This is a genomic window from Paracidovorax avenae ATCC 19860 (assembly GCF_000176855.2).
GTDB lineage: Bacteria > Pseudomonadota > Gammaproteobacteria > Burkholderiales > Burkholderiaceae_C > Paracidovorax > Paracidovorax avenae.
The window spans coordinates 3,931,129-3,943,983 of sequence record NC_015138.1; the positions used below are offsets into that span (position 1 = coordinate 3,931,129).

Below are 12,855 nucleotides of genomic sequence, written 5' to 3' on the forward strand. Positions count from 1 at the left end.
CGTCAACTGCCGCCGCTGGCACACGCGGCATCTGTCGCGGACGTCGGCTTGCAGACGCGCACGCGGCCCGTCTTGAAGATGATGACCCGGCGCGTCTGTTCCAGCAGCGCCGCATCGGAAAGATCGTTGCGCGCGATTTCCATGGTGACGTTGCCGAAGTCCTTCACATAGCCCGAAGAGTTGAAGAAGATGGTGGGGGTACTGCCTGTCGCAGTACCGGTACCGGTCACGGAAAAATACGATGCCAGCGCCGGCTGGGTGGACAGCACGAGGTCCTTGGTCGCATCGAAGGAACCATCGCCATCGACATCCACGAATGCAGTCCACCCCCCCGCCCAGGAACTGCCGGAGGCAGGAACTACTCCTGCATTCATGTTGCGCTTCATGGCCTCCGTACGGGCCGAGTTGACGCTCGAAAGCAGCCCGTTGGCGGCAGAGGTTAGTTCGGAATTGCGCTGAAAGCTCACGAAGCTAGGAATGCCGATGCGCAGGAGCACGGCCACCAGCACCATCGTCACCATGAGTTCGATCAGGGTGAAGCCCCGGGCATGCCTGGCGACCAGGCGGCGCTGGCGGGCCTGAAGCCCGTGGCACAGGGGCATCTTCATGGCCAGCACAGCTTGGGATTGGTGCTGCTGGCCGTTCCGGTGCATGACTTGACTCCCGTGCTGGTCATGGAGATATCTCCTACGGCGGGGTCTGCCTTGACCGGGCTGGCTACCACCTTCACGCAGTCCGACAGTGTCAAGGTGCTGCTACAGGTCGTGGCCGACAGCTGGTAGCTCGCCGAGCCGAGGCTTTCGCCTGCATACGTCTTGAAAGGCACCGTGAAGGAGGCAGCAATACCGCAGGCAGTATTCGCCGTGGCGGTCGCAGTACCTCCGCTATTGCTGAAACCGAGGTAGCAATTGCGCTGCGTGAGGAAACGCTCCTGCTGCTGCATGAGTTCCGCCAGCGCGGTGCGCGCCTGGGCGCGCCGGCCCTTGAGTACGGAATCGTTGTAGGCGGGATAGGCCACCGCCGCCAGGATACCGACGATCGCCACGACGATCATCAGCTCCAGCAGGGAAAAACCACGGATTGAACGATGGTGTGTCATGGGGTTGTCGCATCCTTGCGCAGTTGCCGGTAATCGTAGATCTGCCGCCAGCTGAGCCGGCCGACCACCTCCTGCACTGTGGTGCTCTTGCCTTCGGTAACACCCGAGGAGCCGGTCTGCAGGCTGCGCTTCATGATCGTGCGAATCGCCTGGCCAGTGCTATCGTAATTGGTCACCGTAGAACTGGCGGTGTCCTCGATCACCACGAATGCGCTCAGCAGGCCCACCCTGGATTCGGCAGTGGAGCCATTGCCGAGGGAGACATCCAGAGTGTATTGGCGGCCGGAGCCCGGATTGGCGTCACAGGCGCCCGCAGAGGCGACATCTCCGGGAATGACCGTGCTGAATGCCACCGTCAGCCCGCCCAGATCGGTGAAACCGCTGATGGATCGCTCCCCGGAAGTCGGCAGATCGATATACCAGCCGGCACGCTGGGTAGTGTCTCCGTCGCTCTGGGGCCTTCCCCATTTGAAGCTGGGGACAGTCACCGTTTGCGCCGAGGTGCTCACCGTGCCTGCAGTCATCCGGCTGCGCCCGGATATGGCAGACGCAGGGTTGGAAGAGTCCGCCGTGGTGGATCCGTTATCGTAGAGCGCATATACGCTCTGCGCCCGGGTGGAAGTCCGGTCCGATGATTCCAGGTACTTGCCCGTGCCCACCAGCACGTAGAACGTTTCCTTGCCGTCCACGATCGGGCCGGTGAAGAGCTGGGGTGCCGACGTGATCGGCTGGACATTGCCGGAAGCATCCTTGGCGATGAAGAACGGATAAGGTGTGCCTCCAGACCCGAAACTGCTCAGGCCGGCGACCGTCCAGTTGCTGGTAGCCTTGTAGCCATAAGACGTGCAGGACGTATCGGTGGCGCTGCTTCTCGTGCAGGTGAAATCCAGCTTCCAGACTTTGCCATGCAGGTCGCCGGCATAGATCTGCGTCACGTCGCCGGCAAGGGCGTAGAGCGGCGTGAAATTCGCCATACCCGTGGCTACGGTGGCCGCCACAGCCGTATCCACGGGGAAAATCAGCTTGAAATAGTTGGTCCCTTCGACCCATGCATCCCCCGACGCCTTGTCCAGTGCGAGCAGGAAGAGCGCCGGACGGCCACCGCCGCCGCCGTTGTCGAAGCTGCTGGAATAATTGTCCGCGCCGCTGGCCACGACGGCAAACCAGCGGTAGGTATCTGCGCCGGTCCGGAACTTGAGGATCTGCGGACGTCCGACCACGAAACCCATGTCTGCATCATCAGCGCCAGTGAACTCCCACAGCGCATTGCCGACTGCAAAGGTTTCCGGCTTGGAGACGTCGAGCGCGAACACTCCCCGGCCGCCGGCGCCGGTACCGGAAACGAGCACGGTCTTCCAGTCGGTAGCACTGCCAGCACCCGACGTAAATGCCACCTGAGCCTCTCCCACGGCCGAGGGTGCGTCGACATAGGCTTGGTGATTGTTGACGTAGGTCGGCGAAGTAAGGGCCGAGAGCTTGGGGCCCATCCAGCTGGGAATATAGGCAAACAGCTCATCGCCTGCGGTGATTCCCTTGCCAGTGTCCGTCTGCGCTGCAAAGGCGTGCAGCATGCCATCATTCGCACCTGCGAACACGACTGGAGAACGACCGGCATTCTCGGTTTTGAACAATGCATAGCTGTTACCCGTGAAGGCTGCCGCGGGAGGGCCGGAGAATGTGACTCCGGAGTTCACGATATCCCCCAGCAGTTCCGTACGTACCCGGAATTGCGCACCGGCGCCTTCATTGGTGCGTACACCACGCAGGTAATTCAACCGGTCCGGCCCCAGCGAATCCGCCGTAGCGCTAGGCGAAGCCTTGCTCAGGGACGTCTGCATCGCTTTGCCGTTGATTGCGCTCCAGGTGAATTCCGTCGCAGCCAGCCGGCTGCCATGGCCGGCGAAAATCTTCCGATCGGCAGCATTTTTGATTTTCAGGCGGGCAGCGGCACTCCACACCGGATTGGACGACACGGAAAGGCCGACCGACGAACCGCTCCCGGAACGCGTGATCTGCTCGGCGATCACGTCGCCCGTCCATGAAGCGACGTCGAACTTCGCGGAATACAGGAAATTGTCGGTGCTGGCCTGCACGCGAGAAGCAGAGGAACTGCCGGCGATGCTGCGCGCACTTCCGATCGAGTTCTCGAAGATCGCCCTGAACGCGGCAAGCACGCCACGCGCATCGCTCTGAAGATAGTAGCTGGATGCCTCACCGGGAGCACTTGGCTTTTGCCAGACATTGTTGTCGTTCGTATCGGTGATCTGGTTCCTGAAAGGATTGCCGTAAGTGTTGTACGGATCCGGCGAACCGCTCGATGACGACGAAGAAGTCGAATTGAAGCCACCGTATTTGGCGGCCATGAAGAACTGGTTGCGCGTCTGCCGGGTAGCGGCGTCGTTCTGGGTTGCGTATTCGTTCACGTCGAACAGGAACGTTTTCACACGCAGGCCAGGGCGCTGCTTGGCGGTCGCCGCAGTCCACCGGGTGCCGCGGATGTCCTGGGTATGCGCCCAGTAGGCGTACCCCATGATCTGGCTGGTCTGGCTGTTGGCAGGAACATTCGGATTGGCAGTGTTCGGATTGGACGTCGTGCGGTTCACGCCCTGGCCGTCCACGTAGGCCGTGGAAATGCCTTTCTCGAACGACTGCACCACCTGGTGCCACGTCCGGAAGTTCGTGGCATTGTTGGCCGGATCATCGGAGGTGGGGATGTTGCGCCAATTGCCGTCGTGGGTGTTGATGTCCCCGATCACCACGATGTTGCTGCGCACACACGAATAGTTCTCGGAGGAGGAACGCGCCCCCCCATAAGGATCGATGTTCGTCCAGTCGGTATAGACGGGATAGCCGTCGTACAGCGCGCTGCCGGTGGACGGAGTGCCCAGACCGGAAATCGCATCCGCGGTGGGCGGCAGGCCCTGCATGTAGCGCAACGCTTGGTAATACAACTCCCCGACCGGATCGTATTGCTTGTAGCGCCCGGGCACGGGCCCGGTCCGTCCGAACTGGTTCAGGTAATTGATCACCCCGCTGATGCCGAAGACAGTATCCGATTCGGGATTCTTGTTGAAGATGCCGGTGTTGATATTCCACTCGGACTTCGCATTCGTCGCGGTCTCCTCGCGCCCCAGTACATCGAAGGTCTTCTGACCGACGTATTTCATGGGTGCACGCAGAACGCCACCATAGCGGCCATTGTTGTAGCTCGCCGTCTGGTCCATCAGGTAGCCAAAAGCCGCCAGCCTGAGTTGGTCGGAATACTTCTGGATCACGCCCACGGGCTTGTAGTTGCCACTCGGGTACTGGGTGCACAGGCCGTAGTCACGGATATCCTGCAGCAGGTCGTCGGTCTTGTTGCAGACCTGCACGCGTGAATAGAAGAAACCGTCGGAATTGAGGGCCGTGGTCTGGGGGGGCTGCCACGTACCTGTGTAGGGACGCGTATAGCAACTCTTGCCCTGGCCAGGAGCGGGATCACCAATCACCTGGTAGTTGCAATTGATGCCATTCGAGGCGGGGACGATGGCCCAGTTCCCCCGCGGGGTCAGCCGGGTGGGAGGAACACCGAACCACACCTCGCGCACGCCGGTGAAGTTGCACATGGAATTTTCCGCAGTGCAAAGTACGGCATCGTTCGGCAAGGCTACGTTGTTCTGGTAGGTAGTCGTGCCACGGCTCTGCGTTGTGGTGGGAGCGCCGAGCGTATATCCGCTCGTGTCGGAGCAGGATCCCGCGGCGGACGACCCCGCCCGGAAGTACACCCGGTTCAGGGTGTTGGCCACCCAGATGTCGTTGCCGTTGGCGCCGGTCACCATGGCAGTCGGCACGGCGCCCCAATAGGAGTTCGCCCCTCCCCCGTCCTTCGTCAGCCGCTTGGCCGGGAAGTTGTTCGAGTTCCACATGCAGATGGGATCGCCGTTCGGCAGCACGGCCCGCTGCAGGATGGTCAAAGTCGAGGTATCGACATAGCGGTCCCCACCGGAGAGCGCAAGGCGCAGCATGTCCACGGCCGAATTGGTGGCCCAGTTCAGGAAGTTTCCGCTGAATGCATTGCTGCACTTGCGGTTCGTGGCTCTTCCGATGGGATCGAAGCGCTTGTAATCGGCGGCAGTCCTCCCACTTTCAGGCGTCTCGGTCGGCGCGTCGTTGTATTGGTAGCAGCTTTCCGCGTCGTAATAGCCGAGGTATTCCTTGGTGTTGGCGTACGAATCATCGGTATTCGTATTGGGCACGTTGACGTACTGGGCGCCCACGGTGGGAAACTCCACCGACAGGGCCAGGGCCATGGTGGGTTTGTCCTTCACGTTCACCGCGTACAGCGGGTCGCTGGACAGGTTGATCGGCGGCGTGGTGACGGGAGCACCCGTTCCCATCGCCAGGAATGATGTGCCAAACGCGAAAAGGCCCACGAGGACGGCCACGGCCCCCAGGAATGGCTTGTTGATGAAGCCCCGCTGACGCAGGGAGGGCCGGTGGGATGGACTCTGGGAGTTCATGGCGGGCTCAGTTTCTGTAGACGATCTGCAGGACGCCCTGGGTGGAGGCACTAGGGCCGAATCCCATGGCGGTCACGCGGTAGATGTATTTGCGGTCCTTGGGCGCCGTGGTGCGGGCGCCCTCGGGGTCTTCCACCAATTCGATCACGTAGCGCGGCGGCGCGGCCGGCTGCAAACCGGCCTGCCCCGACGGAAAAGCACGGCCGGTGAACGTGCCGAAGGCCACTGATTGGGGATTCGTGGACGAGGCCAGATCCACCGTCAACCATGCGGGCGCGACGCCGGGCAGGGTGTAGCAAAGACCCAGGTTCTTGGCGCTTTGATCTCCCCCGCAACCCGGGAGGAACTTCGTGACGTCCGTGCTGCCCCGCTTGAAGACTTCCCCACGCTTGGTAACCGTGGCGGCATCGGGTTTGCCGAGGATGTCCAGCTCCGCATCGATAAGCGCTGCCTCCGCGGACTGCCACGCCACTTGCTTGTCGCGGTCGTTGCGGGTCGAGCGTTCGCCCATCATCGAGATCTGGATTCCCGCCACGCCCAGGATGGAGACCACCACCAGTATCAGCAGGACGACGATCAGCGACATGCCAGCCTCCGAGCGGCCACAGGGCGCGCCGCCTCGTGCGCGTATTTCAGGCTGATATCGGGACATCATCCAGGCTCCCGCTGGTTATTGCGCAAATGCACGGTGAAAGTGACCACCTGCCGCAGCCGGCCGTCGGCCGCGGGAGTGAACACGGTGCCGGGATCGTTGGTGGTATCGGCGAACATGCTGCCGATGGACCCTCCGCTCGACCCTTTGGCAGTGCCCAGGGGGTAGAAGGTCTGGGAGGTGCGGTCCACGGCCGAGTTCGGCGCGGCTCGCAGCACCATGCCGATCCGGATGCTGCGCACACGGCGCCAGTTTGCGGCCGACACCAGCGAATCCGACACCGTGATCTGATCGGCGCGCAGGAAACGGTCCTGAACGCTGTCCACCGTCGACGCGGCGGGCATGGTGGCATTGTTGGCGGGAATGCCGTCCACGCCGTAGAGCACCTGGAAATCCTCGACGCCGGATATCAGGGGAAGCGGGTCGGACCGCGAGAGATTTCCCGTCGCAGGATCGCGTGTCCAGGTCGTGCACATCAGTGCGGGCTCCCCGTCATTGCTGATCGCGACATGCAGCACGCTCGTCACCCGGTCATAGCGGTCTTTCGCACCCACCTGGGGGGTATTGCCGGAGCAGTCAATCATTCCCTTGTCCGTCTTGGTGGCATCGCTGTTGGATGTCGCCGGCTGGAACCGCAGCACGAGCACGTCGCTGCCGTATCCCAGACTGCCTGAAGTGCGGGCCGTACTGGCTTCGTACCAGTTGTCTGAAGATGCGCGCGCCTTGTTGTTGAAACCATAGACGAAGGTATTGGGCACCGCAGACGGATCAAGCCCGGTGGTGCTGGCGCTTTCATCGTAGGCTGCATGGAACAGATCGCGGTAGCCCGCCTGCACGCCCAGGCGCTGGACCATGTCTTCCACAAAACGGGCGTTGTCGCGCAGTTGCGATGCAGCGTCGACGTTGTTGAAGCCCTGCCGGGCGACCACGAGGCTCACGGCCGCGGCCAGCACGATCAGCAGGCTGATGACCATGGCGACCATCAGCTCTACGAGCGTCAGGCCGTTCTGCCGTAACCGGCGGGTCACGGGATGGGAAAAGCGAGTCATAGCGAAGGGGCCCCCATCGGGTTGCCGCTCGTGACGGGAAACACCACGTAGGGATAGCTGCCGGTGGCCGTGGCGGTTTCCACGCCATCGCTGGTAGCAGACGCGCGCAGCGTGGATTTGCGGGTCCAGCCGATCTTGATCACCGCGACCTCATCCACGCCGGCAGTTCCAGCAGTGCAGTTCCATTGCGGCATGCCGTTGCTGTCGTAGGGTGCCTTGTCGAAGCAGATGACCACCCGCGCGCCGGGCAGGGCAGCATCCAGCCGAGTAAGCCAATCGGTCAATTCCGCGCGCGCAACGGCCGTGCCATCAGCACAGGCGGACGACGACGCCACGCCCAGGCAGTAGCTGGGGGTCGCCGGGCTCAACGGGCTTTGCAGATTGATGAGGTACGGGTTCAAGCTGGCATCACTCTTGATGCCGATCTGGTTGTTGCCGCGCATCATCTCCGCCATTTCGCGGGCCAAGTTGGCTGCCTGGGCCTGCAGGCGGGCCTCGCGCGTCGATTGCAGCGCGAAGGCCTGCACCCCGACCAGCCCCAGGATTCCGAACGAAAGCACCACGATGGACACCAGGACCTCGATCAGGGTAAACCCCGACTCCCAATGCCGCGGCGATGCTCTTCCCGCCCGACTGCGCGAACGTAAGGAGTACAACAAACTGTTATCGGCCATGCCGGAATCTTAGGGCTGGTGCGTGTGCCTAGCGATGCCGTTCGGCAAGCCAACCCGACCAGTCAGCGCAAAATGCCGGGATGTCCACGCCTGTCGCCCCGGCCTCTCTCCCTACCGATTTCATGCAACTTGCGCTCCGGCTAGCAGAAGAAGGGCTCTACAGGACCTCCCCCAATCCCCGCGTGGGCTGTGTACTGGTCGATGCCCGCCAGCAGATCATCGGCCAGGGATCGACCCAGCGCGCCGGCGGGCCCCATGCAGAAGTGATGGCGTTGCGCGATGCCCGGGCACGCGGCCATGCCACCCAGGGCGCCATCGCCTACGTCACCCTGGAGCCCTGCTCCCACCACGGACGCACGGGGCCCTGCTGCGATGCGCTGGTCGAAGCTGGCATCGCCCGCGTGGTCGCCTCGCTGGGTGACCCCAACCCGCGAGTCGCCGGCCAGGGGTTCGAGCGCCTGCGCGCTGCGGGGGTCGAAGTGGAAGTCGGCCCGGGCGCAGAGGCCTCACGGGAGCTGAACATCGGCTTTCTCAGCCGCATGGTGCGGCGCATGCCCTGGGTGCGGCTGAAGTCCGCAGCGTCCCTGGACGGAATCACGGCACTGCCGGACGGGCAGAGCCAATGGATCACCTCCGCCGCGGCGCGGGCTGACGTGCATGCCTGGCGCGCGCGGGCCTGTGCGGTCCTCACGGGCGTGGGCACCGTGCTCGCGGACGATCCGCGGCTGGATGTGCGCGAGGTGCCCACCGAACGCCAGCCCTGGGTCGCGGTGCTCGACAGCCACTTGCGCACCCCGCCGGATGCCGCTTTGCTGCGAGCTCAAGCCCGTGACGTAGTGATCTATTGCGCGATCCGGGATGAATCGCGGGAGCGCGCGCTCTGCGCCTCCGGGGCGACCATCGTGCATCTGCCGGGTCCCGATGGGCGGGTTGCCTTGCGCGACGTGATGGCGGACCTCGCAGCGCGGGAGGCCAACGAGGTGCATGTTGAAGCAGGCGCCATCGCCAGCGGAGCGCTGTGCGCGGCCGGCCTGGTGGACGAAGTGCTGCTCTATCTCGCCCCCAAGCTCCTGGGGCAAGGAAGAGGCATCGCGCCATTTGGCCCCCTTCCGGACCTGGGACAGGCGCTCGGGCTCACCATCCGCTCGGTCGCCCAGGTCGGTCCGGACCTCCGGGTGTGCGCGAGGGTGGCAGGCCGGGAATCCGTGGCCTGAACCGCCGCGTTTCTCCGGGGCACACCGGACTACGGCTTGCGGGCGGCATCCACCTTGTCCGCCCCCACCCCCACCTCCCCCGCCACCTGCTGCGCCATCTCCAGATGCTGCTTCAGCTTCGGCAGCGTCTTCTGCGCAAACGCCTTCACTTCCGGATCACGCGCCTCCCGGGCACCCTTCTCGAAAAGCTCGACCGTGTCGCGGTGCGCCTGCAGCCCCATGGTCTCCATGTAGCGCTTGTCGAAGTCCGCGCCGTCGGCGGTGCCCAGCAGCTTGAGCTTGCCCTCCTGCACCAGCGACGGCCCTTCGGGCACGCGCACGTTCTTCCCGGCGGCGAGGGCGGCCAGTTCCTGGTTGGCCTTGGTGTGGTCATCCACCATCTGCTGCGCGAAGGCGCGCACCTTGGGGTTCTGGGCCTTCTGCAGCGCGAGCTGGCTGCTCTTGACCTCGGCATGGCCGTTGTGGGCGGCATCGTCCAGGAAGGACTTGTCGGCCCGCGTCAGGCGCGACGCCTGCCCTTCCGCGCCATCCACGGCCCGGGCGGCGCCGGCCCGGGGCTGCTCGTGGGTGGGGGACTGGGCCGGTGGCTGGGATTGTGCGGCCGCTCCGGCCGCGTATGCGACGCACGCCAGGGCGACGGACGCGGAAATCATCAGGTGGCGGTGGTTCATGGAATGCTCCTTCTTGCTGTGATGAAAGGGACAAGGAAAAGAAAAGGGAAAGTGAAGGGATGCCCGCGCTCACGCGGAAGGCCCGGCGCCCATCCAGGAAAAGCATCCCCAGCGCAGCCGCGAATCGCTCACGAGCCAGGCGCCCTGCCGGTACAGGCGGCCGGCCTGTGCCGGGTCGTCCACACGCACGGCCCACAGCGCACCGGACCGGTCCGCCCAGACCACGCGCGCATCGGCAGCGGCAAGGCGTCCCATGGCGTCGGCCGCGGAAATCCCCGGCCGGAACAGCACCATGACATCGCCGCCGCGGTCGCCCTGCGGCCACAGCGAGGCCAGCGCCGCGCCACCGACCAGCAGCACGGCGCCCAGCCAGCGACGCGCCCCACCGGGGCCGGAGCCCCGCACGGCCGGCTGCGCAACGGAACCGTTCTCGGGCATGAGGCGGCGGCCTTCACCGCCAGGGCCGCTTCCATGGCCACCGGACAGGTCTTTCAGCAGGCGCCAGCCGATGCACAGAGGCACCAGGCCGAACACCGCGAGCCAGCCGACGTCCCACGCCAGCGGTATTTCCGACGCGTCGCGCACGCGGTGCAGGCCCAGCAGCCAGTGCGACAGCACGGCGTCCAGCAGGTGCCAGAGCCCGAAACCGAGCAAGGCACTGCCGGCCAGGCGGCGGTCGGCGCCGGATGCGACGAGCAGGTCACGCGCCTTCCAGAGTCGCCACAGCCCGACGGCCGCGATGACATACATCAGGGCATGGAACAGCCCGTCCGCCAGGATCTGCGCGCGGATGTCCTCCAGCACAGGGGAACGCACGCGGCTCAGCAGGTGATGCCACTGCAGCACCTGGTGCAACAGGATGCCGTCGAAGAAGCCGCCCAGGCTGAAGCCGATGCAGCCACCGGCCCAGGCCAGCGGGCGCAGGCTGCGGCCTGGCGGCAAGGTGTCTTCACGCATCGTGCAGGCCGGCCGTACCAGTCAATGCTGGCGGCCGCGGTCGCGCGTCTCGCCGATCAGCGCCGCGCCCTGGCGGGAGGACGGCATGGGGCCTTCGGGCTGGTCACCGCCGTAGTCGAGCCCCCGGCCCCGCGCCGAGCCGGAGGAATCGACCGATGCGATCGGCCCGGTCTGCAGCCGGTCCGAATGCTGGTCGCCGGGGCGCTGGCGCTCGCGGTTGCCGTAGGTGCTCTCGTCGCCGCTGGCGCCGAACCGGCGCGCGCCTTCGCCGGTGGCGAGGTTCTCCGCACCGGCCGGGGTGGCGGCGGGACGAGGGTCGTCGCGCATGCCGTACTGGTCATAGTGGCCGGTGTCGCGCCGGCGCTCCTGCCCTGAAGCCGCGATCGCTTCGCGGGATGTTTCGGGCAAGTTCGGGTTGGAGGTGTCGTCAGGCTTCATGGGTGTTCTCCGGTGCGTCGGTCCGTCAGTGCGCGCGCTCGCGGTTCTGCGCGAGATAGCTGCGCACGGCCTCCGCCGAATTGCCGACGGCCTGCACGGCCCTGCGCAGTTCGTATTCATCGCAATTGAGCACGGAGGCCCAGTCGCGCACTTCGTAGTCTTCCGAGAGGTTGATGAGTCGCCGGTCCGCGCCACCCACCTTGGTCTTGTCGTCTGCCATGAAAATCTCCTCTGCAATGCATGTGCGATGCATCCATGCTGGGCGGCCCGCTGCAGCCTGGGCGTAGGACAAGCCCCGCCATCCCTGCTGGAACTGTCACAGCAGGTTTCCGGGGCGCACATCGCACTGGAAGGCCTCTTCCAGTTGCCGCAGGGCGCTGCGCTTGCGCGTGGGGCTTTCGGCGGCGGTGCAGTCCCCGGGCACCCAGACGTCGTAGCCGAGCATGCGTGCATCGGTGGCGCTCAGCATCACGCACATGTCCGCGGCCAGGCCGGCGACGATGACGCGCCGCGTCCCCATCTGCCGCAGCAGGTGCAGCAGCGGCGTGGACTGGAACGCGGAATGGCAGGGCTTGAGCAGGGTCAGGTCGCGCGGCCGGGGGGCCATGAGGCGGGCCAGTTCTCCCCGCGCTCCGGGCAATTGCCGGCAGGCTGCGAGCAGGTCGCTGAATTCGCTGTGCCACGTGCCGTAATTGTCATTGGCATAGATCACCGGCACGCGGCGGCTCTCCAGCCGCTCGCGCAGCCGCAGGGTGGCACGCGCGGCACGCAGGGCGCCCGGCAGGAGGTCATCGGCACCGGGAAAGTTCAGCGGATTGACCACGTCCACGAGGAGCAGCACATCCTGGTGGCGCGGCAGACGGGTTCGGCGGAGGGAGGCGGCGGAAGACACGGGTGGCAGGCATCGGGCAATGAAGATGCCGCCAAGGATTCACTGCCGCCCTGGACCGGCGCCGTAGGAAAGCTCCGAATCCGGCGCGCATCTGTATGGGCAGGGACTGCGTCCGTGTTGCCGCGCCCGGCCAGGGTCATTCCGTCTGCGCGCCCTGCGTCTTCTGGATGACGATGCTGCCGTCTGCTTCCAGGAAAGCCAGCCGTATCGCAGACTCGTCACAATCGGCCTCGCGCAGCGCTTTTTCCCAGTCGCTGCGCGATACCCGGTGGCGGCGCAGCGCATCACGGAAAACATGGCCGTCGCGCGCCACCAGCACGGCCTCGCCTTCCAGCACGGCCTCCACCGCGCGGCTGCGTGCGCTCAGGAACCCTGCGGCCGCGTTCAGCGCCATCAGCACTGCACACACCAGCAGGCCGCCGGGCAGGGAGTTGTCGCCCCCCGTCATCGAATTGCTGGCCGCCTCGCTGAGCAGCATGATCACCAGCAGGTCGAACGGGGTGAACTGCCCGACCGTCCGCTTGCCGGAAACCCGGAGCATGCACAGCAGGGCGAGATAGACGAGCACGCCGCGCAGCACCAGCTCCAGCCAATCCACGTCGAAATCCCACATGGAACCGATCCTCCTTGGGGGCGATCTTGGCAAGGAAGCCGCCGGCCTTCATCCTCCGGCCACGCCACGCCGCGTAGGACGCCACCGCCAGCTGCAG

The 12,855-nt window shown here is 65.1% G+C and carries 13 protein-coding genes; 1 reads left to right on the forward strand and 12 read right to left on the reverse strand.

Going from position 1 to position 12,855, the window contains the following annotated elements; all coding sequences use genetic code 11:
* Positions 1 to 2 precede the first annotated feature (2 nt).
* The 6 genes from ACAV_RS17135 to pilV all read right to left on the reverse strand — a co-directional run bounded on the left by ACAV_RS17135 (position 3) and on the right by pilV (position 7,973).
* Complete coding sequence (locus ACAV_RS17135) at positions 3 to 608, reverse strand: GspH/FimT family pseudopilin (RefSeq protein WP_041829304.1); 606 nt, start codon at positions 606 to 608, stop codon at positions 3 to 5.
* On the reverse strand, positions 605 to 1,099 hold the full coding sequence (locus ACAV_RS17140) for a type IV pilin protein (RefSeq protein ID WP_013595850.1): 495 nt from the start codon (positions 1,097 to 1,099) through the stop codon (positions 605 to 607). Before ACAV_RS17140 ends, ACAV_RS17135 begins: the two co-directional genes overlap by 4 nt.
* Positions 1,096 to 5,598 carry a pilus assembly protein gene (locus tag ACAV_RS17145; protein WP_013595851.1) on the reverse strand — a complete coding sequence of 1,501 codons (4,503 nt, stop codon included), beginning with the start codon at positions 5,596 to 5,598 and terminating at the stop codon, positions 1,096 to 1,098. The genes ACAV_RS17140 and ACAV_RS17145 overlap by 4 nt, the downstream gene beginning before the upstream one ends.
* A gap of 7 nt (positions 5,599 to 5,605) precedes the next feature.
* Positions 5,606 to 6,184: a pilus assembly PilX family protein gene (locus tag ACAV_RS17150; protein ID WP_013595852.1), complete on the reverse strand. Its 579-nt coding sequence runs from the start codon at positions 6,182 to 6,184 to the stop codon at positions 5,606 to 5,608.
* 65 nt (positions 6,185 to 6,249) lie between these two features.
* Positions 6,250 to 7,299, reverse strand: a complete 1,050-nt coding sequence (locus ACAV_RS17155) for a PilW family protein (protein WP_013595853.1) — start codon at positions 7,297 to 7,299, stop codon at positions 6,250 to 6,252.
* Positions 7,296 to 7,973, reverse strand: coding sequence for a type IV pilus modification protein PilV (pilV, locus tag ACAV_RS17160; RefSeq protein ID WP_013595854.1), 678 nt, complete (start codon positions 7,971 to 7,973; stop codon positions 7,296 to 7,298). Before pilV ends, ACAV_RS17155 begins: the two co-directional genes overlap by 4 nt.
* Before the next feature lie 80 nt (positions 7,974 to 8,053).
* On the opposite strand from pilV, the gene ribD reads away from it, so the two are divergent.
* The gene (ribD, locus tag ACAV_RS17165; protein WP_013595855.1) at positions 8,054 to 9,187 is read left to right on the forward strand and encodes a bifunctional diaminohydroxyphosphoribosylaminopyrimidine deaminase/5-amino-6-(5-phosphoribosylamino)uracil reductase RibD; all 1,134 of its coding nucleotides are present in this window, start codon (positions 8,054 to 8,056) and stop codon (positions 9,185 to 9,187) included.
* Between the two features lie 29 nt (positions 9,188 to 9,216).
* Here ribD and ACAV_RS17170 read toward each other — a convergent pair whose 3' ends face one another.
* The 6 genes from ACAV_RS17170 to ACAV_RS17195 form a co-directional block, all read right to left on the reverse strand.
* Complete coding sequence (locus ACAV_RS17170) at positions 9,217 to 9,858, reverse strand: DUF4142 domain-containing protein (protein ID WP_013595856.1); 642 nt, start codon at positions 9,856 to 9,858, stop codon at positions 9,217 to 9,219.
* A gap of 69 nt (positions 9,859 to 9,927) precedes the next feature.
* Positions 9,928 to 10,815 (reverse strand): DUF2243 domain-containing protein, encoded by an 888-nt coding sequence (locus ACAV_RS17175; protein ID WP_013595857.1) that lies wholly within the window; start codon positions 10,813 to 10,815, stop codon positions 9,928 to 9,930.
* A 21-nt stretch (positions 10,816 to 10,836) separates the two neighbouring features.
* Positions 10,837 to 11,253, reverse strand: coding sequence for a hypothetical protein (locus tag ACAV_RS17180; RefSeq protein ID WP_013595858.1), 417 nt, complete (start codon positions 11,251 to 11,253; stop codon positions 10,837 to 10,839).
* Positions 11,254 to 11,278: 25 nt separating this feature from the next.
* Positions 11,279 to 11,473 (reverse strand): DUF3606 domain-containing protein, encoded by a 195-nt coding sequence (locus tag ACAV_RS17185; protein ID WP_013595859.1) that lies wholly within the window; start codon positions 11,471 to 11,473, stop codon positions 11,279 to 11,281.
* A gap of 96 nt (positions 11,474 to 11,569) precedes the next feature.
* Positions 11,570 to 12,094 carry a cysteine hydrolase family protein gene (locus ACAV_RS17190; protein ID WP_110088662.1) on the reverse strand — a complete coding sequence of 175 codons (525 nt, stop codon included), beginning with the start codon at positions 12,092 to 12,094 and terminating at the stop codon, positions 11,570 to 11,572.
* A gap of 187 nt (positions 12,095 to 12,281) precedes the next feature.
* Positions 12,282 to 12,758 carry a DUF421 domain-containing protein gene (locus tag ACAV_RS17195; RefSeq protein WP_013595861.1) on the reverse strand — a complete coding sequence of 159 codons (477 nt, stop codon included), beginning with the start codon at positions 12,756 to 12,758 and terminating at the stop codon, positions 12,282 to 12,284.
* Between the last annotated feature and the right edge of the window lie 97 nt (positions 12,759 to 12,855).